This window comes from Rhodobacter sp. Har01 (assembly GCF_020564565.1).
Classification (GTDB): domain Bacteria; phylum Pseudomonadota; class Alphaproteobacteria; order Rhodobacterales; family Rhodobacteraceae; genus Pseudogemmobacter.
In genome coordinates, this window is the sequence record NZ_JAJCTD010000001.1 from 317,799 (window position 1) to 339,708 (window position 21,910).

Here is a 21,910-nt window from a genome sequence, read left to right on the forward strand (position 1 = left end):
TGACGGAGTCTTCTCAGTCGTGGCGCGGTCGCATCTCTGGGAGTGGCACCCGTGGACGCGAGCCGTCATAAGAGCCTGGCTCAATGCGCCGATCCTGCCGTGGGCGAGGTCAAACGGTTTGCGGCCGATGTGGTCGCGCGTCTGGTTGCGAAAGAAGCGGAAGTGGGCGCGGACGTCAGGCGGAGATTCTTCGACACCTTCGTGGCGGCAGTGACAAGCTGCGATCCTGTGTCGTTCGACTCGCTGAAGGTTGACCTGAAGCGCGCCCGGATCACCCCGGAAATGCTTGCCGACGATCTGATCCCGGCCGTCGCGCGCCATCTGGGCGAGGCCTGGCACCAGGACCGCATGTCCTTCACCGAAGTCAGTGTCGGAACCGCGCGGCTGCAGGCGCTGCTGCGTGAAATCGGCGACCGCTGGCATGCCGACTCGGTGCGCGGGCCGGCGGCGGGGACGGTGCTTCTGGTATTGCCCGAGGGCGAGCAGCACACACTGGGCGCCTGCGTGCTGGCCGGGCAGTTGCGGCGCCGCGGGATTTCGGTCTGCGTCTGCCTGGGGCCGACCGTGGGCGACCTGCGCAACCTGGTTCGGCGCCGCCGCTTCGACGGTGTGATGCTGTCGCTGGGGTCGCAGGACAATCTCGATGTCTGCCACAATCTGGTCAAGACGATCCGGGAAGGTGTGGGAGAGGGGGTCCGCATCGCCATCGGCGGCGCGATCCTGGAAAGAGAGCGGGATCTGGCCGCCAGGCTGGGCGCGGACATCGCAACCAATGATGCCGCATCTGCGCTTGCGGCCCTTGGACTGGACGGCGATGCCGGGCTGGCATCGTCGGGTGTTTGAATGAAGCCCGACCCTGACCACATGAGGCGGATGGGGTAGCGGGATGGAGTTGATGTGACCACGGACGGTCGCCATCTGATGAACGCAGGAAAGATCCCGCTGATCGCGCCGGATCTGCTGACGGATATTCTTGCCACGGCCTCGGACGTTGCTTTGCTGGTGTCTCCGCAACGCCGGATTCTGTCGGTTCTGGTCAACCCCATGCATCGCGCCTTCGGCCAGTTGGCCGACTGGGAGGGCCTGCCGCTGGCCGAAGTGCTGGCGTCGGAAAGCCTTGCCAAGTACGAGGCGCGGCTGCCGGACGTGGGCAATGTCCTGCACCAGCCGGTGGCAATGGAGTTGAACCATCGCGACCGCGAAAACTGGCCCTACCCGGTGCGCTACACGCTGCACCGCGTCTCGCACGACGATTCGGTGCTGATGCTGGGGCACGACCTGCGCCCGGTGGCCGAAGTGCAGCAGCAGCTTGTCGCGGCCCAGCTGGCGCTGGAGCGGGACTATGAATCGCAGCGCGAAATGGACACGCGCTATCGCGTGCTGATGGAGATCAGCCGCGACCCGGTGGTGATGGTCAGCATGTCCACCGGCCGGATCGCGGACCTGAACCCGGCCGCAGCGCTGGTGTTGGGCGCGCCGCGCGCCGAGTTGCTGGGCGCGGCCATTGCGCAGGAATTCGAGGGCCGCCGTCGCGGAGAGTTTCTTGAGGCGCTGAGCAGCCTGGCGGTCTCGGAACGCGCCGCGCCGATCGAGTTGATGGCCCGCCGGTCGCAGCGCCGGCTGATCCTGATACCGACCGTGTTCCGCGCCGCGGGCGAGCGGATCGTGGTGTGCCAGCTGGACGTCGGCGACAAGGCCGCGTTGACCGACGATCTGAGCGATTCGATGGGCCGGCTGTATCACGAGGGGGTGGATGGCATCGTCTTCACCGATGGCGAGGGCGTCATCCGGTCTGCCAACGAGGCCTTCCTGAACCTGATCGACGCGGCCAACATCGCCACGGTGCGCGGCCGTTCGGTGGCCGACTATCTGGTGCGCGGCTCGGTTGATCTGCGGGTGCTTCTGGACACTGTCAAGCGCACCGGGCATCTGCGGATGTATTCCACCCGCCTGGCCACCGATTTCTCGGGCCAGATCGCAGCGGAAATCTCGGCCAGCTGGCTGAACGACCGCCCCAACCCGGTGCTGGCCCTGGTGATCCGCGATGCCAGCCGGGTGGAATCGATGCGCCGCCCGCCCACCGGCATGACCGGCGAGGACGGGTCCCGCAACGTGATGGAACTGGTCGGCGCCTCGACCTTGAAGGAAATCGTCGCCGAGACCACCGATGTGATCGAGCGGATGTGCATCGAGACGGCGCTTGAGCTGACCCGCAACAACCGCGTCGCTGCGGCCGACATGCTGAGCCTGTCGCGGCAGTCGCTTTACGTGAAGCTGCGGAAATACGGACTGATCAACAAGGACGGCGAATAGCCCTCCGTGCGCTTCGGTCGCAGCCGCACACTGCAGAAGGGGCGGGCCAAGGCCGCGCTTCTGCTGTACTTTTCGGCCAACCGCAGAGTCCGGCCGAAATCCCTGCGATAGTTCGTCGCGCTTGATCTCTGTCAAATCAATATGTCACATATATTGTCAACTTCGGTTGACACTTCAGGAGGCATCCGATGAGAATCGTCTTCGTTCATCCCAACTATCACTCCGGCGGAGCCGAAATCGCGGGCAACTGGCCACCGGCCTGGGTTGCCTATCTGGCCGGCTCGCTGAAAACGGCGGGATTCGACGACATCCATTTCATCGATGCGATGACGATGCACGTCGGGCATGACGAGTTGCGCGCCCGGCTCAAGGAGCTGCAGCCCGACCTGATCGGCGTCACCTCGATCACGCCGTCGATCTACGAGGCCGAAGAGACGCTGAAGATCGCCAAGGAAGTGGTGCCGAACGCGGTGCGCGTCCTGGGCGGGGTGCATGCGACCTTCATGTTCCGCCAGGTGCTGACCGAGGCGCCATGGATCGACGTGATCGTTCGCGGCGAAGGCGAAGAGATCATGACCGCGCTGGCCGAAGCCGTGCGCGACGGCCGCTGGCCCGAGGACCGCAAGGCGATCAAGGGTCTGGCCTTCATCGACGGCGACGAGATCGTCGCCACCCAGGCCGCGCCCACGGTCAAGGACCTGGACGCGATCAAGCCCGACTGGACGCTGATCCAGTGGGACAAGTACATCTACATCCCGCTGGGGGTGAAGGTCGCGATCCCGAACATGGCGCGCGGCTGCCCGTTCACCTGCTCGTTCTGCTCGCAATGGAAGTTCTGGCGCGACTACCGCGTCCGCGATCCCAAGGCGGTGGTGGACGAGATCCAGGATCTGGTCGAGAACCACGGCGTCGGCTTCTTCATCCTGGCCGACGAGGAACCGACGATCAACAAGAAGAAGTTCGTCGAATTCTGCCAGGAAATGATCGACCGCGGCCTGAACCACAAGATCAAGTGGGGCATCAACACCCGCGTCACCGACATCTACCGCGACCGCGACCTCTTGAAGTTCTACCGCGAGGCGGGCCTTGTGCACATCTCGCTGGGCACCGAAGCCGCGGCGCAGTTGAAGCTGGACCTCTTCAACAAGGAAACCACCGTCGCCGAGAACAAGGAGGCGATCCGCCTCCTGCGCGAGGCCGACATCTTCACCGAGGCGCAGTTCATCGTCGGCCTCGACAACGAGACCAAGGAAACGCTGGAAGAGACCTTCCAGATGGCTTGGGACTGGCAGCCCGACCTGGCCAACTGGTCGATGTACACGCCCTGGCCGTTCACGCCCTTGTTCCAGGAAATCAAGGACCAGGTCGAGGTCTTCGACTTCTCGAAATACAACTTCGTGACGCCGATCATGAAGCCGGCGGCGCTGACCCGCGGCGAATTGCTGGACGGCGTGATGAAGAACTACCGCCGCTTCTACATGCGCAAGGCGCTGTTCCACTATCCGTGGCGCGGCACCGGGTTCCGGCGCAAGTATCTGCTGGGCTGTCTCAAGGCCTTCCTCAAGGCCGGGGTGGGGCGCACCTTCTATGACCTTGGCAAGGCCGGCTATTGGGGCCCGCAGACCAAGGGCACGGTCGATTTCCACTTCGACGAGACGCGCAAGATCGCCGAGGCGCAGGTCGCCGACTGGGAAGCCGCCGCCGACCGCTCGCGCAAGCACAAGGAACGCCAGGCGGCGATCAAGGCCCAGATGAAGGACCGCGCCGCCGAACGCTCGGCCGCCAACTTCGTGATGCCGGCCGATGCCGAAGACGAGTTCGACCTTTCCGCCGAGGCGCACGAGGCCCGCAGCGCCGAACACAGCACAGTTGCGCCAAGGGCCGAGGGTCCGATGGCCTGCGGCGGCGGCAAGGAGCAGATGGTGGACGCTGCCGAGTAGGGTGCGCTTGCGTGTGAGGAATGACGGACATGGATGGCAGTCGGGTTTTCGAACCGCGGGATGGATCAGCCCGGATCGGCCCGAATGCCATTCTGCAAACCATCGCGGTCCTCGACCATTGCGAGGGCCGCGCCATCCGTGACCGGGTGATGGCGGTGGCGGATGTCGCGGTGCCGCCGCCGGATGCGGGGATGCTGCCGGAAGCCGACTGTCGCGCCGTGCACGAGGCCGTGCGCAGCGTGACCGGCGACCGGGCAGAGGGCCTGCTCAGGCTGGCCGGTCTGGCCACCGGCGATTACATCCTGCAAAACCGAATCCCGGCGCCGGCCCGGGCACTGATCCGGGTGCTGCCCGGATACATCGGGGCCTGGGTTCTGGCCAAGGCCATTGCCAAGCATTCCTGGACCTTCGCCGGTTCGGGCAAGTTCCGTATCGCAAGCCACCTGCCGGTGGTGTTCGAGTTGGAAAACAACCCCCTCGCCCCGGTCTTCTCGGACCATCCGGCCTGCACCTGGCATGTCGCGGTGTTCGAGCGGCTGTTCGCCCGGCTGGTCTGGCCCTCGGTCGTGGTCGAGGAAGCCGATTGCGCGGCGATGGGTGCCAGGGTCTGCCGGTTCGTGCTGCACCCCTATGGCATGAGCCGCCGCGGCCGCGCCGCCGGCGACTGATCCGCTGCCCCGGCCCCGGCAAAGGTATCCCGGGGCTGCGTCCATTTTGCGCAAGCGGTGTCAGGATGGATTGACACTCTGTGCTTGCCTGACCCTGCTTCGTCCTGAATACTCGGCCCATGAACACCAGTGTTTCCTATGCGCCCCGGCGCCTGCCCGAACCGGCCGCCATGCTGCGGCTGATCAAGCCTGTGACCTGGTTCCCGCCGATCTGGGCCTATCTCTGTGGCGCCGTCAGTTCCGGCGTGCCGCTGGGGCAGAACTGGACCATGGTGGCGCTGGGCATGATCCTGGCTGGCCCGATCGTCTGTGGCATGAGCCAGGCCGCCAACGACTGGTGCGACCGCCATGTCGATGCGGTGAACGAACCCGACCGCCCCATCCCCTCGGGCCGCATCCCCGGCCGCTGGGGGTTGTGGATCGCGCTGGCGATGTCGGCGCTGGCGCTGGGGGTGGGCTGGTTCCTGGGCCCCTGGGGTTTTGGCGCCACCGTGGTCGGCGTGCTGGCCGCCTGGGCCTATTCGGCCGAGCCGGTGCGGCTGAAACGTTCGGGCTGGTGGGGGCCGGGGCTGGTGGGCCTGTCGTACGAGGGCCTGCCCTGGTTTACCGGGGCGGCCGTGCTGCTGGGCACCGCGCCGTCGTTCGAGATCGTGACGGTGGCCTTCCTTTATGCCTTCGGCGCGCATGGCATCATGACACTGAACGATTTCAAGGCCCTGGAGGGCGACCGCCTGCACGGTGTGCGGTCTCTGCCGGTGGTGCTGGGGCCTGAAGTCGCCGCCAAGGTGGCCTGCACGGTGATGGCGCTGGCGCAGATGCTGGTGATCGCGCTTCTGCTGGTCTGGTCCAAGCCCTGGCACGCGCTGGCGGTGACCGTGCTGCTGCTGGCGCAGTTCGCCGCGATGCGGGTGCTTTTCCGCGACCCCAAGGGCAAGGCGCCCTGGTACAACGGGACCGGCGTGGTGCTGTATGTCTCGGGGATGATGATTTCGGCCTTTGCCCTGCGGGGGCTTTGATGGCATGCGGCTGAGCTGGGTCCAGATCTTCCGCCTTGGCCTGGTGCAGATGTGCATCGGCGCCGTGGTGGTGCTGACGACCTCGACGCTGAACCGGTTGATGGTGGTGGAACTGGCACTGCCGGCGCTGGTGCCGGGCGCGCTGGTGGCGCTGCACTATGGCATCCAGATCACCCGGCCGTCCTGGGGCTTTCGCTCTGACACCAAGGGCAACCGCACCGCCTTTGTCATCGGCGGCATCGTCGCATTGGCGCTGGGGGCGTTCCTCGCCGCCGTCGGCGTGGTGATCATGCCCGAGTCGCAGACCGGGGGCCTGCTCCTCAGTGTCTTCGCCTATGCCCTGATCGGCCTTGGCGCCGGGGCCTCGGGCACCTCGCTGCTGGCCCTGCTGGCCACCGCCACCGACCCGCGCCGCCGCGCCGCCGCCGCCACCATCACCTGGCTGATGATGATCTTCGGCATCGCCGCGACCGCAGGCACGGTGGGCACCCTGCTGCAACCCTATTCGCCGGCGCTGCTGCTGAAGATCGTCGGCGCGGTCACCGCGGGCGCCGTGCTGCTGACCAGCGCCGCGATCTGGGGCATCGAGCGCCGCGTCATTGCCGACCGCGAGCCCCAGCCCGCCCCTTTCCGCGAAGGCCTGGCGGAAATCTGGGCAGAGCCGCGCGCGCGCGCCTTCACCGCCTTCATCTTCCTGTCGATGACCGCCTATTTCCTGCAGGAGCTGATCCTTGAGCCCTTTGCCGGCCTGGTCTTCGGCTTCAACCCCGGCCAGTCGACCCAGCTTTCGGGCGCGCAGAACGGCGGCGTCTTTGCCGGCATGCTGGCGGTGGGCGTCGCTTCCACCGGTCTGCGCATCGGCAGCCTGCGGACCTGGGTGATTGTCGGCTGCCTCGGCTCGGCCGCGGCGCTGGCGGTGATCGCCGGGCTGGGCATGGCCGGCGCGGGCGGGCTGGTGCCGGCGGTGGTGGCGATGGGGTTTTTCAACGGCGTCTTCGCGGTGGCCGCCATCGGTTCGATGATGGCCCTTGCCGGCGCCGGCCGCGAGGCGCGCGAGGGCACCCGGATGGGCCTGTGGGGCGCGGCGCAGGCTGTCGCCGCGGGTTTCGGCGGGCTGCTGGGCGCCGGCGCGGCGGACGTGATGCGCACGGTCCTGTCCGACCCCGCCGCCTTCGGCGTGGTCTTCCTGGCCGAGGCCGGGCTGTTCGTGATTTCGGCGGTCGTGGCCGCATCGGTGGTGGAGGGGCCCGAAGCGCGCCGCCGCACCAAACCAAACTACGTTCCCGGAGAGTGAGATGACCCAGACGCAAGCCTTCGACGTGTTCGTGGTGGGGGGCGGGCCTTCCGGCTCGACCGCGGCAAATGATCTGGCCCGCAACGGCGTGAAGGTCGCGCTTCTGGACCGCGCGGGGCGGATCAAGCCCTGCGGTGGCGCGGTGCCGCCCCGGATGATCCGCGACTTCGACATCCCCGACAGCCAGGTCGTGGCGAAGATCACCTGTGCAAGAATGATCTCTCCGACCGGTCGCAAGGTGGACATGCACATCAACGGCGGTTTCGTCGGCATGGTCGACCGCGACAGGTTCGACGAATTCCTGCGCGAACGGGCGGCGAAATCGGGCGCGGTGCGGCTGACCGGCACCTATGTCCGCCTTGAGCGTGACGACGCGGGCACCCATGTCGTCTGGCGCGACAAGGCCAGCGGCGAAGAGATGCGCACCACCGCGAAACTGGTGATCGGCGCCGATGGCGCCCGCAGTCAGGTCGCGCGCGAGAACGTGCCGGGCGGCGACACCATTCCCTACGTCATCGCCTATCACGAGATCATCAAGGCACCGGAAGGGAAGTCCGGCATCGACTATGACCCCACCCGCTGCGACGTGATCTACGACGGCCGCATCTCGCCCGACTTCTACGGCTGGGTCTTTCCGCACGGGGCGCATGCCTCGGTGGGCATGGGCACCGGGCACAGCGACTTTGACCTCAAGGACGCGACGGCGGCACTGCGCAAAGCCTCGGGGCTGGAGGGCTGCGAGACGATCCGCAAGGAAGGCGCACCGATTCCGCTGCAGCCGCTGGACCGCTGGGACAATGGCCGCGATGTGGTGCTGGCCGGCGATGCCGCCGGGGTGGTTGCGCCCTCGTCGGGCGAGGGCATCTATTACGCGATGGTCGGCGGCGAGGTGGCGGCCAAGGCGGCGCAGGCCTTCCTGAAAAGCCGCAGCGCGGCCGACCTTGGGATGGCGCGCAAGCTATTCATGGCCGACCACAAGGGCGTCTTCCGTGCCCTGCGGTCCATGCAGGACGCCTATTACAAGAGCGACATGCGCCGCGAACGCTTTGTCAGCCTGTGCCACGACAAGGACGTGCAGTCGCTGACCTTCGAGGCCTATATGAACAAGAAGCTGGTCTCGAAACGGCCGCTGGCGCATCTGAAGATCGGGCTTAAGAATGTTGCGCATCTGATGGGGCTGGTTCGACCGGAATGGACATGAAGACCAACGCGGCGGCATCGCTGGAAGAGATGATCCCGGCCTGGGTGGACGGCAGGCTGGTGCCGGTCGGCAAGCTTGAGGTTCACCAGAAGGGCCTGCGCCACAAGGCGGTGTCGGTCTTCGTGGTGGATGGCGGCCGCGTGCTGATCCAGCGCCGGGCGGCGGGCAAGTATCACACGCCGCTTCTGTGGGCCAACACCTGCTGCACCCACCCGCGCTGGGATGAAGACCCCGCCGCCTGCGCCGTGCGGCGATTGCGCGAGGAGTTGGGCATCGTCGGCGTCTTCCCGACCTTTGCCGACCAGGTGGAATACCGGGCCGATGTCGGCAGCGGTCTGACCGAGCATGAGGTGGTCGATATCTTCGTGGCTGCGGCGACGCCGGGCATGAAGGTCGAGCCGAACCCGGACGAGGTGGCCGAGGTGCGCTGGATCGATCTTTACGACCTTGCGGCCGAGGTGCAGCGCAGCCCGGAGCGGTTCACGCCCTGGATGCGGATCTACATGACCGAGCATATCGACCGGATCTTCGGGTCAGGCGCGGTCGGGGCTGGCTGACGCCGCAAGGACGCCGGACTTCTTCAGGGCGCTGTCCGAGATGTGCCGGGGCTTGCCGTCGGGCACCGTCTGGCGGCGGTTCAGGACAGCCTTGCCTTCAGCCAGGGCAGCAGAACAGTCGCCATCTCGGGCGCGGCCTCTTCATGCGCCAGGTGCCCCAGCCGCAGGAGTTCGACGTACTGCGCGGCCGGCATCCGGCCGGCACAGGCGCGCGAGATTCGCGCCGGCACGGTGCGGTCGCCGGTCGTCGCGATCAGCAGCGTCGGCACCGCGATCTGCGACAGCCGCGACAGCAGCGGTTCCAGTTTCCAGGCGGCCATCATGCCAAGCGTCCCGTCCACATGTGCCCGGTCCCGCACCAGCCGCAGGTATTGCCCCAGGCCCTCGGCATCCAGCCGCGATCCGGTCGAGGAGATCAACCGCTCGACCGTGGCCGGGTTGCCCCACAGGCGGGTGACGATGTCGGGCACGAAGGGAGTGGCCGCCAGCACCCGGGCGAAGACCGGGAACAGCACCCCGGCCGCGCCCTCGAAGGTGCCAAGCGCCGCGTTCAGCCCTACCACGGCCCGAAGCGGCACGATCTCGGACAGCCGCAGCGCCAGCGCCGCCCCGGCGGAATGCCCGATCACGGCCTGCGGGCGCCAGCCGGCCTGGGCGATCAGCCGGGCCAGATCCTCGGCCTCGGCATCGATGCCCAGCCGCGCGCGATTGCCCGCCCGGGTGCAGCCCTGTCCGGGGTGATCGACGGCCAGCACGCGATAGCCGGCAAGCAGCGGGATCAGCGCCCGGTAACTGTGCGCCGAGCCGCCGGCGCCGTGCAGCAGCAACAGGTCAGGGCCTTCGCCGATGTCCAACACAGCCCAGTCGTTCGGCGCGCAGGCGATGCGCCGGATCCGGTCGCGGTACGGCCAGTCGCGGGGCAGGCGGGCAAGCTCCATCGGACGACTACCCCCCGAGGGCGGCTTCGAGAACGTTCGACAGCCGGTGCGCATCGGCGCGGGGCAGCGCAAGGTAGGTGCCGAGCATCGCCTTTGACAGCAGTTGCAGCGATGGCTGCGGCCGGTTCGCGGTGTCGATGATCAGCGTCGGCACCAGCGTCGCCCGGATCGCCTGCGCCGCCTTCAGCGCATCGGCTTCGGCCTTGGGGCGGTCGGCGGTGCCGTCCAGCGCAATGTTGCCGCGGCCGTCGGTCAGGATGGCGATGGTCGGCGTCAGCCCGCGCTTGCGGGCGTGGTCGGCGGTGTGCATCGCCAGCGTCAGCCCCGAGGCCAAGGGCGTGCCGCCGCCGCCGGGCAGCGCGCAGAGCCGCCGCTTGGTCTGCACCAGGCTGCGGGTGGGCGGCAGGATCAGTTCGGCCGTCACCCCGCGGAACGCCAGCAGCGCGACATGGTCGCGGCGGGCATAGGCCTGGCCCAGCAGCAACTCGATCGCGCCCTTGGCTTCGGCCAGCCGGGCAAAGGCCGATGAGCCGGAGGCATCGACGGCAAAGATCAACACGCGGTCCGACATCTCCTTGAACCGCTTGAGCCGCAGGTCCGACCCGCGCACCAGCAGCACCGCTTCGGGGCGGTTCGCCTCGCGCCGGCGCAGCGGTTGCCAGGGGGCGGCGGCCCGCAAGGTCGCCACCAGGTCGATATGCGCGCCGGGCACCAGCCGGCCGGGCCGCGACGGCAGCGGCCGGCCGCGCCGGTTGCCCTGCTTTTCGTCGCCGGTGCCCGAGGCGCCCTTGGCCACCCGCGCAGCGCGGCCGGCGGCCAGGTGTTCCAGCAGGCCCTCGGGCAGGGCGGCGCGCACCGCCTCGACCAGCATCTCCTCGGGGATCGAGGTGTCGTCCTGCTGGTTCTCGGACGGGCCCTGGTCGTGCTGGTCCTCGGGCGGCGGTGGGGGCGGCGGCTGGTCGGGGTCCTGCGATTGTTCGGGCATCGGCAGGGCGCGGTGGGCATAGGTCAGGTCGGCCGCGACCTTCAGATCGTCCTCGGTCACCACCGGGCGGCCCATCAGCGCGGCATGGGCGCGGGCGGCGGCGATCGCCAGCAGCGGCGCGCGCATCGACTGGATGCCCAACTGTGCCGCAGCGCGTGTCAGCAGTGTGGCAGCGTCCTCGGTCACGCGCACGGCTGGCAGGCGGGCGCGGGCTTCGGCCAGCGTCGTCGGGTCCAGCGCCAGCGGATCGGTGTCCGACCAGACGATGCCCTCCAGCGAGACGAAGAACCCCAGCCGGTCGGCCAGCGCCGACGGCAGGGTCTCGTCGGGATCAGCCGCTTCGTCCAGCGCGATGAGGCAGTGCCGCGGCTCGTCCAGCGCGGTGGCCAGCCGGGCGGCCAGACCGGGCGGCGTGCGCTCGGCCATGGTCAGCACCAGCGCGGTGGGGTCGGCCAGAAGGCCGCGCGTCATCACCGGACGGCCCGCGGCCAGCGTGGACGACAGGTCAAGCCCGCCATACAGCGCATCGTCCGCCACCGTCGGGTGCAATCGGCGCAACGGCAGCGGTATGGCCTGGAGGGCCTCGGTCACCCGGTCGCGCAGCGCACCCGCGCGGGCACGCAACCACAGCCCCTTCAACCCGGCCGGATCGATGGCCAGCAGGGAGAGGGCGGTTTCCGCCCGTTGCAGGGGCGGAATCAGGGTAGGACCTCGGTCAAGGACCGCGCCACGCGGGCGCCCGAGCCGGCCTCGTCCAGCGGATCGCGGCGCAGGCGGTGCGACAGCGCCATCGGCGCCACGGCGCGCAGATGCGCCCGGGTGACCGCCGGCGAGGCCTCGAAGGCGGCCAGCGCCCGGCCGGCACGCAGCAGCGTTAACTCGCCCCGCAGCCCGTCGGACCCCAGCGCGATGCAGAGCGCGGCGCAATCGTGCAGGGTGGTGTTCGGGGTTTCCAGCTTGGGCAGCGCCTCGCGCGCGGCGAGGATCTGGTTGCGCAAGCCCGCGTCCATGGGGCGCCAGAGCGACATGAACGTCTCGTAGTCGTTCTCATAGGCATCGCGGCGCTTGATCACCTCGATCCGGGTTTCGATGTCGCGCGGCGAAGTGACTTCGACCGACAGGCCGAAGCGGTCGAGGAGTTGCGGCCTGAGCTCGCCCTCTTCCGGGTTGCCCGAGCCGACCAGCACGAACCGCGCCGGGTGGCGGATCGACAGGCCCTCGCGTTCCACCACGTTCTCGCCCGACTGGGCGACGTCCAGCAAGAGATCGACGATGTGGTCCTCCAGCAGGTTCACTTCGTCGATATAGAGATAGCCGCGGTTGGCCCGCGCCAAGAGGCCCGGCTCGAACGCCTTTTCGCCCCGCGTCAGCGCGCGCTCGATGTCCAGCGCGCCCACCACGCGGTCTTCGGTCACCCCCAGCGGCAGGTCGACCACCGGTGTCGGCTTGGTGACGATCCTGTCCGATCCGATCTGCGCCCATTCTGGGCACAGCTCGCGCCGGGCCGAGTTCACCGGGCAGCCTTCCACCGCCTCGATCGGCGGCAGCAGGGCGGCCAGCGCGCGGACGGCGGTCGATTTGCCGGTGCCGCGGTCGCCGAACACCAGCACGCCGCCGATGCCGGGGTCGATGGCGGTCAGGACCATGGCCGTCTTCATGGCATCCTGGCCGACGATCGCCGAGAAGGGGAAGGGCTGGCGCATCCTTCGGTCTCCTGATTTCAGTAGTGCGAGCGCGCTTTCGCGCGTTCGCGGGCGCCGACGCTGGCCCGCTCGGCCGACAGCGCCGCGGCCTTGGGAGAAACGCCCGGCTTCGCCGGGGTCAGCAGGCTGGCAAGCGACTTGCCGCCCCAGCTGCCGGTCGCGCCCAGCAGGCGGAAGCGGGCGTAAAGCTCTTCGACGAACCACCTCTCGTCGCGCACCGACTTGATGGCCTGGCCGTGCACGGTGTTGCCGCGGGCGAAATTGGACATGGTGGTGGTGTCGGGCCAGACCGAGAAGGTGGACTGGAACAGCAGCGGCATCTCGCCGAGGCCGATCTTGAACATCACGTTCGGATCGGCGCCGATCCGGCGCGAGATCTCGGGCTCACGCGACCAGAACGAGTTGAAATGCTTGAGCTTGATCTGGGCGCGGGTCAGCGCGACCATCGGGCCCTTGCCGGTGTCGGGCATCGGCGTGAACGGGTTCACCCGGCCCCAGCTCCCGCGCGAGGCGATCGGGCTGAGGAAGAGATCGCCCGACTCGATCGTGCGGCTGCGCCAGCGGCGCCAGACGGTGCCCTTCTCGGTGCGGGCGCGGGCGGTGGCCTCGTCCGGCCAGACGGCCCAGATGCCCCAGACATCCCAGTTCGGCCGCGGGGTGAACCCCTCGCCGGTACCGGAGCCGCAGAGCTTGAAGAACTGCAGGTCGTCTTCCTTGCGAAGGGCAAAGCGGGCCATCGCCATCTGGCCGATCATCCAGAGGCGATTCTGCGCCCCCTTGATGCGGAAAAGGGAAAGGCTTGCAACGGGCATCGGGGCGTTTCCTAGATTGTCAGATGAGTGTGACAGCTACTCCAGGTGAGCGGAAGGTTAAATGACATACGTCAGTGCGGCAGGGCGACATATTGTCAATCTGCATTGACAGTCTATCATGGCGCGCATGACCCAATCCCCTCGCTCCGGCCCCGCCTTCGTCCCGTCCAGAAACCCTCTTCCCAAGCCTGACCCGGTCGCCGCCATCGTTGTCGGCGCCGGTCTGGGCGGTCTTGCCGCCGCCATGCGGCTGGGTGCCAAGGGCTATCGCGTCACCGTCATCGACAAGTTGGACAAGCCTGGCGGCCGTGCCTCTTCGATCAGCAAGGGCGGCCACCGCTTCGATCTGGGCCCGACCATCGTCACCGTGCCGCAAGGTCTGCGCGATCTCTGGGCCGTCTGCGGCCGCAGCTTCGACCGCGACGTCAAGCTGGTGCCGATGGATCCTTTCTACGAGATCCGCTTCAAGGACGGCGAGACATTCACCATGCGGCAGAGCGAGGCCGCGATGCGGGACGAGGTCGCCCGCATCTCGCCCGGCGACTTGGGGGGCTACGAGAAGTTCCTGAACGATGCCGAGAAACGCTATGATTTCGGCTATGAGGACCTGGGCCGCCGCCCGATGAACAAGCTGTGGGAGCTGATCAAGGTCCTGCCCCGTTTTGCCGTTCTGCGCGCCGACAAGTCGGTCTATGCCCATGCCGCGAGCCGGGTGAAGGATGACCACCTGCGCTTTGCCCTGTCGTTCCATCCGCTGTTCATCGGCGGCGACCCGTTCCATGTGACCTCGATGTACATCCTGGTCAGCCATCTGGAGAAAGCCTTCGGCGTTCATTACGCGATGGGCGGCATCCAGGCCATCGCCAGTGCCATGGTCAAGGTGATCGAGGAACAGGGAGGCAAGGTCCGTCTGCGCGAGGAGGTCGACGAGATCCTGGCCGAGAACAACCGTGTCAGCGGGGTGCGGCTGGCCAGCGGCGAGGTGCTGCCGGCGGCTGTGGTGGTGTCGAACGCCGATGCGGGCCACACTTACGACCGACTTCTGCGCAACCGCTTCAAGTGGCGCTGGACACCCGAGGCGCTGAAGCGCCGGCGCTGGTCGATGGGCCTTTTCGTCTGGCATTTCGGCACCAAGGGCACCGCCAAGATGTGGCAGGACGTCGGCCACCATACGGTCGTCGTCGGCCCGCGCTACAAGGGCCATGTGCACGACATCTTCATGCGCGGCCACCTGGCCAAGGACATGAGCCTGTATGTCCACCGCCCCAGCGTCACCGACCCTTCGGTCGCGCCGCGCGGCGATGACACCTTCTACGCGCTGTCGCCGGTGCCCCACCTGGGGCATGAGGGCGTGGACTGGTCGGTCGAGGCCGACCGCTACCGCGACCGGGTGGCCGAAGTGCTGGAGCAGCGGCTGATCCCCGGTTTCCGCGAGAAGCTGACCGAAAGCGTGGTCTTCACGCCGGAAACCTTCCGCGACCGCTATCTGTCGCCCTATGGCTCGGGCTTCTCGATCGAGCCGCGCATCCTGCAATCGGCCTGGTTCCGGCCGCACAACGTGTCTGAGGAACTGCCGGGCCTGTATCTGGCGGGCGCGGGCACGCACCCGGGCGCGGGCGTGCCGGGGGTGCTGGGCACCGCCGAGGTGCTGGCACAGCTTGTGCCGGATGCCCCGAAGGCGATGGCGCAGACGGCCAAGCAAAGGATGGCCGCGGAATGATCGCACAAGCCGATCTCGAAGCCTGCACGGCAGCAATCCGGACCGGGTCGCTGTCGTTTCACGCAGCGTCAAGGTTGTTGCCGAAATCGGTGCGCGATCCGGCGCTGGCGCTGTATGCCTTCTGCCGGTTGTCCGACGATGCCGTGGACGAAGGCTCCGACAAGACCGCCGCCGTCCTGCACCTGCGCGACCGGCTGGACCGGGTCTATGCCGGCCGCCCCTTCGATGCACCGGCGGACCGGGCCTTTGCGGCGGTGGTCGAGGACTACGAGATGCCTCGCGCGCTGCCCGATGCCTTGCTTGAGGGCATGGCCTGGGACGCGGTCGGGCGGCGCTACAACACCTTCTCGGGCGTGATGGACTATTCCGCGCGGGTGGCGGCGGCGGTGGGCGCCATGATGTGCGTGCTGATGCGGGTGCGCGACGCCGACGCGCTGGCGCGGGCCTGCGACCTGGGCCTGGCAATGCAATTGACCAACATCGCCCGCGACGTGGGCGAGGATGCCCGCGCCGGCCGGGTCTATCTGCCGCTGGACTGGCTGGCCGAAGAGGGCATCACGCCCGAGGCGCTGTTTGCCGCCGAGGGGGCGTCGCAGGGGCTGCGGCGGGTGGTGCGGCGGCTCTTGGCGCAGGCGCGGCGGCTGTATTGGCGGTCGGAATCGGGGATTTCGGCATTGCCCTTCGCCAGCCGGCCCGGCATCTGGGCGGCACGGCTGATCTATGATGGGATCGGCGGCCAGGTGGAACGCAACGGCTGTGACAGCATGCGGACGCGGGCGCATACCTCGGGCAGGCGCAAGGCGCTGTGGCTGGGGGAATCGGCGCTGCGGTCGGTGATTTGTTCGGTGATGCCGCAGCCCGCGATGCTGCATGCCCGGCCCGAGGCGGAGGTGGCCTTCCTGGTCGAGGCCGCCGCGCGCTCAAAGCCGGCGCGCGGCCGCAGCGAGGCGCTGATCTCGGTTCTGGCACAACTGGAGGCAAACGACCGCCGCCGCCGGGCCGCCGGGAACCAGACGCGGCGTGCAGGCGTTGGGGTGTAACCCGTCCGGAGGGAACCGATGGACCTGTCGATCTTTCTGACTTACCTCGCCGCCTGTGGCGCGGCGGCGGCGACGGGGGCGATGTTCTCGCCCGGCGAATGGTATGACGGGCTGAAGAAACCGGATTGGACGCCGCCGCGATGGGTGTTCCCCACCGCTTGGACCACGCTTTACCTGCTGAGCGCGGTGGCCGCGGCGCGGCTGTCGGCGGTCGAGGGCAATGCCCAGGTGATGGCCTTCTGGGCTGCACAGATCGCTTTCAACACGCTGTGGTCGCCGGTGTTCTTCGGCCTGCGCAAGATCAAGGCGGCGCTGGTGCCGATGGCCGGGCTGTGGCTGTCGGTGGTGCTGCTGACGCTCTGGGCCTTCCCGTTGGACATCTGGTCGGGGCTGATGCTGGTGCCCTATGTGATCTGGGTCTCGGCCGCCGGGGCGCTGAACCTGTCGGTGGTGCGACTGAACCCCGGGGAATCAGGCTGAGATCTGGTCCAGGATGCGGCTGGCCTCGGCGCGCGGATCGGCCAGCCGGGCGCGGTCCTCGCCGGGGTGGAATCGGGCGCGCAACGCGGTCGGCATCGGCGCAGGTGTGGCGATGACGACGCGGGGGGCGGTTTTCTGCGTCTCGGTCGCCCAGGCGCGGACCAGTGCCATCTGCCCCGCCTTCGAGGCGCCATAGCTGGCCGAGAAGGCGCTGCCGGGCATCGGATCATCGAAGAACAGCGCTGTGCCCTGGCCCAGCCGCAGCAGCGGGTCCACTGCGGTGATCAGGAAAGCAGCGGCCCGCAGGTTGACGGCCAGCGACGTGTCGAGATCCTTCATGTCGACCGACGGTGCTGGCGCCAGCGACTCGGCCCGGATCGCGGTATGCGCCCAGAGTTGCAGCCCGCCCCAGCGATCGTGGATGGACCGGCACAGATGGCGCATGGCGTCGTCGTCGGTCACGTCCATCGGTGCCAGGGTCAGCCCGCCGGCCCCGGGCATGGCCGCCGCCTTGACCCTGTCGTCCAGCGCTTCAAGCCCGCCCACGGTGCGGGCGACGGCGACGACGTGCCAGCCGCGCAGGGCCAGCTGTTCGGCCAAGGCAAGACCGAGGCCGCGCGAGGCTCCGGTGACGAGGGCGATCTTCTGGGTCATGGCGGGTCTTGTCCTTGGGCCGGGGAACCGGGGGCTTCGCGCCCCCGGACCCCCGCGGGGTATTTCAGCCAAGATGAAGGGGCAAGAGGAGAGTCAGCGCCCATTTGCCGCGATCTCGGCCTGGCGGGCGCGGAGGATGGCCTCGATCAGAGCCTCGGGCAGCGGCTGGGCCGGGGTGAACAGGATGCCGGATTTCGAGGTCTTGAAGGGCCGGCAGTCGATCTGCGGGATGACGTTGCCGGAATGCGGGTAAAGGCCCAGGTGGCGGGCGAAGGCGGCGAAACCGGCGACCATGCGGCCCTTCGGCCCGGGCTGGCGAAAGCCGGGCATGGCATAGGACATGACTTCCAGGTGGCCGGGCAGCAGGCGGACCAGAGTGGCCCGCAGCCCACGCAGGGCGGCCTGCTGGTCGGCCGGCAGGGCAGCGAGGTAGGTTTCGACGACGTCGGACATGGGCGGAACCTGCGCGGCCGGGATCATCGGCATCCTGTCCGATCGCCGCCGGGCTGTCGAGGCACGCGCGGCGGCCAGGGGGTGCGGGCCTATTCGGCGGCCTTCATCTGGAAGCCTTCGGCAATCTTGTCCGAAGGCGCGACGGGATAATCGCCCGAGAAGCAGGCGTCGCAGAAGCGGGGGCTGCGCGGGTCGCGTCCGCTGGGCACGCCGGCGGCGCGGTAGAGGCCGTCGAGCGAGACGAATTTCAGGCTGTCGACGCCGATCCAGTCGCGCATCTCGTCCTCGCTCATGGTGGCGGCCAGCAGCTTGGAGCGTTCCGGCGTGTCGACGCCGTAGAAGCAGGGCCAGGCGGTGGGGGGCGAGGCGATGCGGAAGTGCACCTCGGCGGCGCCGGCGTCGAGGATCATGTCCTTGATCTTGCGGCTGGTGGTGCCGCGGACGACCGAATCGTCGACCAGGATCACCCGCTTGCCGCGGATCAGCGCGCGGTTGACGTTCAGCTTGAGCCGCACGCCCATGTTGCGGATGTGCTCGGTCGGCTCGATGAAGGTGCGGCCCATGTACTGGTTGCGGATGATCCCCATGCCGTAGGGAATGCCGGACTCGAAGGCATAGCCGATGGCGGCCGGGGTGCCGCTGTCGGGCACCGGGCAGACCAGGTCGGCCTCGACCGGCGCCTCGCGCGCCAGTTCCACGCCGATCTGGCGCCGGGTCTCATAGACCGAGCGGCCGCCGATGATGCTGTCGGGGCGCGAGAAATAGACCTGCTCGAAGATGCAGAAGCGGGACGCCGCCTGGACGAAGGGCCGCGACGAGGTGAGGGCGCCTGCTTCGATCACGACCATCTCGCCGGGTTCGACATCGCGGACGTATTCCGCCCCGATGATGTCCAGCGCGCAGGTTTCCGACGACAGCACCCAGCCTTCGGCGAGGCGGCCGATGACCAGCGGCCGAACGCCCAAGGGATCGCGCACGCCGATCAGCTTGGTTCGCGTCATGGCGATGACGCTGAAGGCGCCTTCCACGGCGCGCAGCGCGTCCTTGATGCGCTCGGCCAGGGTCTTCTGCATCGACCGCGCCATCAGATGGATGATGCATTCGCTGTCCGACGACGACTGGAAGATCGCCCCGCGTTCGATCAGCTGGCGGCGCAGCTGGGTGGCGTTGGTCAGGTTGCCGTTGTGGGCGATGGCGCAGCCGCCGATGGCGAATTCGCCGAAGAACGGCTGCACGTCGCGGATGGCGGTATGGCCTTTCGACCCGGCGGTGGAATAGCGGACATGGCCGATGGCCAGATCGCCCGGCAGGGTGGCCATCACGTCGGGCTTGGTGAAATTGTCGCGGACATAGCCGAAACGGCGGGCCGAGTTGAAGCCATCGGTCGGATCGTAGCTGACGATGCCGCCGGCTTCCTGGCCGCGGTGCTGCAGTGCGTGCAGGCCCAGGGCCACGAAGTTTGCCGCATCGGCCAGCCCGATCACGCCGTAGATCCCGCACTCCTCCTTGAGCTTGTCGTCATCGAAGGGATGGGAAAGGAACGGGCGCATGGGGCCTACCGAATCCGGGGATGGGATGGGCTTCATCTAGTCGTTACACGACCGGCTGTCCACGGCCCGCGCTCTGCACCGCAGCGCAGGCCCTGGGCGTGATCAGGGCGCGACGGGGGCCGGTTCGGCCGCGGGGACGGTGGCGGCTTCGGGGGTGCAGACCGTGGTCAGGTCGTTGTAGCGGGCGACGATCCAGCCCGGCGCGTCGGTGGGGATCGAGGCGTCGATGGCCGATTGGAAGTTGGCAAAGACCTTGGCGGTGCGCGAGTTGTCGATGACCGGAATCGAGGCACTCGACAGCGCGCGGTCGTAGACGATGAAGGCCACCGCGATCAGCAGCACGCCGCGCAGGACGCCGAACAGGAAGCCGAGGCCCTGGTCGATGCCACCCAGCGACGAGCGCTGGACGACCGACGAAAACAGCGGCGTGAACAGCGCCGCAAGGATCAGGCCGATGGCGAAGACACCGGCGAATGCGGCGACCACCGACAATTCGCAGCTGTCGGCCAGGAAGCCGCCGACGCCGGGAATTTCCTTGACCAGCGGCGTTGCGGTCGGGGCAAACAGGAAGGCGAGGATCGCCGCGCCCACCCAGCCAAGGATGGCCATCAGTTCGCGCACTAGGCCGCGGGAATAGGCCAGGATGGCCGAGAGCAGGATGATGATCGCGGCACCACCGTCGACCCAGGTAAAGTTGTCCATCGTTCACCCTTAGGGCCTGTCGCGTCAGCCCGCTCCGAACATTTCCCCGGTGAAGGCCGTCAGATCGGCCAGTTCCCGCAGCCGCATCCCGGCATCCGCCCCGTGCTTGGAGCGGGCCGGCAGGGCCGCCTGTGTGAAACCAAGTTTCGCCGCTTCTTTCAACCTGTTTTCCGTCTGGCTGACGGGGCGCAGCGCGCCCGACAGGCTGATTTCGCCAAAAAGCACCATGTCAGGGGGGATCGCCACGTCTTCGCGGGCGGAAAGCAGCGCGGCGGCGACGGCCAGGTCGGCGGCCGGCTCGCTGACCCGCAGGCCGCCGGCGACGTTGAGGAACACGTCCAACCCGGTGAACGGAATGCCGACGCGGCTGTCCAGCACCGCAAGGATGGTCGACAACCGGCCGGCATCAAGGCCCACCACGGTGCGGCGCGGCGTGCCCAGCGTCGAGGGCGCCACCAGCGCCTGGATCTCGGTCAGCACCGGCCTTGTGCCCTCGATGCCCGCGAAAACCGCCGATCCGGAGGCAGGGGCGTCGCGCGCCGACAGGAACAGCGCCGAGGGATTCAGCACCTCGGCCAGCCCGGCGCCTGTCATCTCGAAAACCCCGATCTCATCGGCCGGGCCGAAGCGGTTCTTCACCGCGCGCAGGATGCGGAACTGGTGGCCGCGCTCGCCCTCGAAGTAAAGCACGGTGTCGACCATGTGCTCGACCACCCGCGGCCCGGCGATCTGGCCGTCCTTGGTGACATGGCCGACCAGGATGACAGCAGTGCCGCGGCGCTTGGCGAAGGTCACCAGTTCGTGCACCGAGGCGCGAACCTGGCTGACGCTGCCGGGGGCTGCCTCGACGCTGTCCAGCCACAAGGTCTGGATCGAATCGATGATGGCCAGGCCGGGGCGCTCGGTATCCAGGGTGGTCAGGATGTCGCGCAGCGCGGTCTCGGCACCCAGCTTCACCGGGGCCTCGGTCAGGCCAAGGCGCTGCGCGCGCATGCGCACCTGGGCGGCGGCCTCTTCGCCGGAAATGTAGATGACCTTCAGACCGTTGCGGGCGAAACTTGCAGCGGCCTGCAAGAGCAGGGTCGATTTGCCGATGCCCGGATCACCGCCCACCAGGATGGCTGAGGCCGGCACCAGCCCGCCGCCCAGAACCCGGTCGAACTCGGCGATGCCGCTGGCGGCACGGGGCGGCGGCGCTTCTTCGGTGGCAAGGTCCGAAAGCGGCACCACACGGCCGCGCGGGGTGGCGCCTTTCGGACCGGCGGACAGCGGCGCCTCTTCGACGATGGAATTCCACGCCCCGCAGGATTCGCAGCGGCCGGCCCATTTGTGGGTGGCAGCGCCGCAGGCGGTGCAGGTGAAGGTGGGCGCGGCCTTGCTCATGCCCTCTGCCTAGCCGGTTCCGGGCCGCCACTCAATGCGGCTGCCGCCAGCCCAGGAACAGCGAGGTCAGGATGCAGGCCGAGAACAGATACAGCCCCCAGGCGGTTTCCACCGTGACCATGCCGAACCCCTTGGCCAGCACGATATACAGCGCGACCAGAAAGACATCGGCCATCGCCAGCTTGCCCAGCACATGCAGCGCCGGCATCACCCGCGGCGCCAGCAGGCCGAACTGCACCAGCGCCAGCCCGATCACCTTGGCATAGGGCGCAAAGACCGCCAGGAAGGTGACCAGCAGCGCCAGCACCGCATCGCTTTGCCACAGCGATTGCAGCCCGGTGATCACGCTGATCTCGTCCATGCCAAAGATCGGCAGCAGGGCCGCCCGCATCAGCGGCGCGAACCAGGCGATGGGGAAAAGGACCAGAAGGCAGAGGTTCAGCCAGCGCATGATCCCGGCCTGCCAGTGCCGTGCCGCGCGGTCAAGTGCCGCCATCGCCG

Annotated in this window: 21 protein-coding genes; 11 read left to right on the top strand and 10 right to left on the bottom strand. The window is 68.3% G+C overall.

Features of this window, described 5'->3' with window-relative positions; translation table 11 throughout:
• The first annotated feature begins 51 nt into the window (after window positions 1-51).
• From LHP98_RS19595 to idi, 8 genes are all read left to right on the top strand, one after another.
• Window positions 52-843 (top strand): B12-binding domain-containing protein, encoded by a 792-nt coding sequence (locus LHP98_RS19595; RefSeq protein WP_227250737.1) that lies wholly within the window; start codon window positions 52-54, stop codon window positions 841-843.
• 78 nt (window positions 844-921) lie between these two features.
• On the top strand, window positions 922-2,313 hold the full coding sequence (gene ppsR / locus LHP98_RS01540; protein ID WP_413687369.1) for a transcriptional regulator PpsR: 1,392 nt from the start codon (window positions 922-924) through the stop codon (window positions 2,311-2,313).
• A 188-nt stretch (window positions 2,314-2,501) separates the two neighbouring features.
• Complete coding sequence (gene bchE, locus LHP98_RS01545; RefSeq protein ID WP_227250738.1) at window positions 2,502-4,253, top strand: magnesium-protoporphyrin IX monomethyl ester anaerobic oxidative cyclase; 1,752 nt, start codon at window positions 2,502-2,504, stop codon at window positions 4,251-4,253.
• A 29-nt stretch (window positions 4,254-4,282) separates the two neighbouring features.
• On the top strand, window positions 4,283-4,921 hold the full coding sequence (gene bchJ / locus LHP98_RS01550) for a bacteriochlorophyll 4-vinyl reductase (protein ID WP_227250739.1): 639 nt from the start codon (window positions 4,283-4,285) through the stop codon (window positions 4,919-4,921).
• A 119-nt stretch (window positions 4,922-5,040) separates the two neighbouring features.
• Window positions 5,041-5,937, top strand: a complete 897-nt coding sequence (chlG, locus tag LHP98_RS01555; protein ID WP_227250740.1) for a chlorophyll synthase ChlG — start codon at window positions 5,041-5,043, stop codon at window positions 5,935-5,937.
• Between the two features lie 4 nt (window positions 5,938-5,941).
• Window positions 5,942-7,231: a BCD family MFS transporter gene (locus tag LHP98_RS01560; protein ID WP_227250741.1), complete on the top strand. Its 1,290-nt coding sequence runs from the start codon at window positions 5,942-5,944 to the stop codon at window positions 7,229-7,231.
• A gap of 1 nt (window position 7,232) precedes the next feature.
• A complete protein-coding gene (locus LHP98_RS01565; RefSeq protein WP_227250742.1) occupies window positions 7,233-8,432 on the top strand; it encodes a geranylgeranyl diphosphate reductase in 1,200 nt (399 codons plus the stop codon).
• Window positions 8,433-8,452: 20 nt separating this feature from the next.
• A complete protein-coding gene (idi, locus tag LHP98_RS01570; RefSeq protein ID WP_227251521.1) occupies window positions 8,453-8,989 on the top strand; it encodes an isopentenyl-diphosphate Delta-isomerase in 537 nt (178 codons plus the stop codon).
• Between the two features lie 80 nt (window positions 8,990-9,069).
• Here idi and bchO read toward each other — a convergent pair whose 3' ends face one another.
• Genes bchO through crtA form a run of 4 tightly spaced genes read right to left on the bottom strand, consistent with a single transcriptional unit; the run spans window position 9,070 to window position 13,427 of the window.
• Window positions 9,070-9,927, bottom strand: a complete 858-nt coding sequence (gene bchO, locus LHP98_RS01575; RefSeq protein ID WP_227250743.1) for an alpha/beta fold hydrolase BchO — start codon at window positions 9,925-9,927, stop codon at window positions 9,070-9,072.
• A 7-nt stretch (window positions 9,928-9,934) separates the two neighbouring features.
• Window positions 9,935-11,614, bottom strand: coding sequence for a magnesium chelatase subunit D (locus LHP98_RS01580; protein WP_227251522.1), 1,680 nt, complete (start codon window positions 11,612-11,614; stop codon window positions 9,935-9,937).
• Window positions 11,611-12,615, bottom strand: coding sequence for a magnesium chelatase ATPase subunit I (bchI, locus tag LHP98_RS01585; protein ID WP_227250744.1), 1,005 nt, complete (start codon window positions 12,613-12,615; stop codon window positions 11,611-11,613). Before bchI ends, LHP98_RS01580 begins: the two co-directional genes overlap by 4 nt.
• 17 nt (window positions 12,616-12,632) lie before the next feature.
• Window positions 12,633-13,427: a spheroidene monooxygenase gene (crtA, locus tag LHP98_RS01590; RefSeq protein ID WP_319638904.1), complete on the bottom strand. Its 795-nt coding sequence runs from the start codon at window positions 13,425-13,427 to the stop codon at window positions 12,633-12,635.
• Between the two features lie 127 nt (window positions 13,428-13,554).
• On the opposite strand from crtA, the gene LHP98_RS01595 reads away from it, so the two are divergent.
• Genes LHP98_RS01595 through tspO form a run of 3 tightly spaced genes read left to right on the top strand, consistent with a single transcriptional unit; the run spans window position 13,555 to window position 16,667 of the window.
• The gene (locus tag LHP98_RS01595; RefSeq protein ID WP_413687468.1) at window positions 13,555-15,147 is read left to right on the top strand and encodes a phytoene desaturase; all 1,593 of its coding nucleotides are present in this window, start codon (window positions 13,555-13,557) and stop codon (window positions 15,145-15,147) included.
• Window positions 15,144-16,187, top strand: a complete 1,044-nt coding sequence (crtB, locus tag LHP98_RS01600) for a 15-cis-phytoene synthase (protein ID WP_227250746.1) — start codon at window positions 15,144-15,146, stop codon at window positions 16,185-16,187. The genes LHP98_RS01595 and crtB overlap by 4 nt, the downstream gene beginning before the upstream one ends.
• An 18-nt stretch (window positions 16,188-16,205) precedes the next feature.
• Complete coding sequence (gene tspO / locus LHP98_RS01605) at window positions 16,206-16,667, top strand: tryptophan-rich sensory protein TspO (protein ID WP_227250747.1); 462 nt, start codon at window positions 16,206-16,208, stop codon at window positions 16,665-16,667.
• Here the strand turns inward: tspO and LHP98_RS01610 are convergent.
• The 6 genes from LHP98_RS01610 to LHP98_RS01635 form a co-directional block, all read right to left on the bottom strand.
• The gene (locus LHP98_RS01610) at window positions 16,659-17,321 is read right to left on the bottom strand and encodes an SDR family NAD(P)-dependent oxidoreductase (RefSeq protein WP_227250748.1); all 663 of its coding nucleotides are present in this window, start codon (window positions 17,319-17,321) and stop codon (window positions 16,659-16,661) included. The genes tspO and LHP98_RS01610 overlap by 9 nt on opposite strands.
• A gap of 93 nt (window positions 17,322-17,414) precedes the next feature.
• On the bottom strand, window positions 17,415-17,774 hold the full coding sequence (locus tag LHP98_RS01615; protein WP_227250749.1) for an iron chaperone: 360 nt from the start codon (window positions 17,772-17,774) through the stop codon (window positions 17,415-17,417).
• Between the two features lie 89 nt (window positions 17,775-17,863).
• Window positions 17,864-19,324 (bottom strand): amidophosphoribosyltransferase, encoded by a 1,461-nt coding sequence (gene purF, locus LHP98_RS01620; protein WP_227250750.1) that lies wholly within the window; start codon window positions 19,322-19,324, stop codon window positions 17,864-17,866.
• A 102-nt stretch (window positions 19,325-19,426) separates the two neighbouring features.
• Entirely contained in the window at window positions 19,427-20,026 is a 600-nt protein-coding gene (locus tag LHP98_RS01625) for a CvpA family protein (protein ID WP_227250751.1), read from the bottom strand.
• Window positions 20,027-20,050: 24 nt separating this feature from the next.
• Window positions 20,051-21,409, bottom strand: a complete 1,359-nt coding sequence (radA, locus tag LHP98_RS01630) for a DNA repair protein RadA (RefSeq protein ID WP_227250752.1) — start codon at window positions 21,407-21,409, stop codon at window positions 20,051-20,053.
• Between the two features lie 31 nt (window positions 21,410-21,440).
• Window positions 21,441-21,905: a paraquat-inducible protein A gene (locus LHP98_RS01635; protein ID WP_227250753.1), complete on the bottom strand. Its 465-nt coding sequence runs from the start codon at window positions 21,903-21,905 to the stop codon at window positions 21,441-21,443.
• Window positions 21,906-21,910: the final 5 nt, after the last annotated feature.

Coding starts and splice junctions, on each gene's coding strand:
- LHP98_RS01615 (WP_227250749.1), bottom strand. CDS start 17,774: ATGTCCGACGTCGTCGAAACCTACCTCGCTGCCCTGCCGGCCGACCAG.
- bchJ (WP_227250739.1), top strand. CDS start 4,283: ATGGATGGCAGTCGGGTTTTCGAACCGCGGGATGGATCAGCCCGGATC.
- LHP98_RS01560 (WP_227250741.1), top strand. CDS start 5,942: ATGCGGCTGAGCTGGGTCCAGATCTTCCGCCTTGGCCTGGTGCAGATG.
- LHP98_RS01595 (WP_413687468.1), top strand. CDS start 13,555: ATGACCCAATCCCCTCGCTCCGGCCCCGCCTTCGTCCCGTCCAGAAAC.
- chlG (WP_227250740.1), top strand. CDS start 5,041: ATGAACACCAGTGTTTCCTATGCGCCCCGGCGCCTGCCCGAACCGGCC.
- LHP98_RS01625 (WP_227250751.1), bottom strand. CDS start 20,026: ATGGACAACTTTACCTGGGTCGACGGTGGTGCCGCGATCATCATCCTG.
- crtA (WP_319638904.1), bottom strand. CDS start 13,427: ATGCCCGTTGCAAGCCTTTCCCTTTTCCGCATCAAGGGGGCGCAGAAT.
- bchI (WP_227250744.1), bottom strand. CDS start 12,615: ATGCGCCAGCCCTTCCCCTTCTCGGCGATCGTCGGCCAGGATGCCATG.
- crtB (WP_227250746.1), top strand. CDS start 15,144: ATGATCGCACAAGCCGATCTCGAAGCCTGCACGGCAGCAATCCGGACC.
- purF (WP_227250750.1), bottom strand. CDS start 19,324: ATGCGCCCGTTCCTTTCCCATCCCTTCGATGACGACAAGCTCAAGGAG.
- ppsR (WP_413687369.1), top strand. CDS start 922: ATGAACGCAGGAAAGATCCCGCTGATCGCGCCGGATCTGCTGACGGAT.
- LHP98_RS01610 (WP_227250748.1), bottom strand. CDS start 17,321: ATGACCCAGAAGATCGCCCTCGTCACCGGAGCCTCGCGCGGCCTCGGT.
- bchO (WP_227250743.1), bottom strand. CDS start 9,927: ATGGAGCTTGCCCGCCTGCCCCGCGACTGGCCGTACCGCGACCGGATC.
- LHP98_RS01635 (WP_227250753.1), bottom strand. CDS start 21,905: ATGGCGGCACTTGACCGCGCGGCACGGCACTGGCAGGCCGGGATCATG.
- LHP98_RS01565 (WP_227250742.1), top strand. CDS start 7,233: ATGACCCAGACGCAAGCCTTCGACGTGTTCGTGGTGGGGGGCGGGCCT.
- radA (WP_227250752.1), bottom strand. CDS start 21,409: ATGAGCAAGGCCGCGCCCACCTTCACCTGCACCGCCTGCGGCGCTGCC.
- tspO (WP_227250747.1), top strand. CDS start 16,206: ATGGACCTGTCGATCTTTCTGACTTACCTCGCCGCCTGTGGCGCGGCG.
- bchE (WP_227250738.1), top strand. CDS start 2,502: ATGAGAATCGTCTTCGTTCATCCCAACTATCACTCCGGCGGAGCCGAA.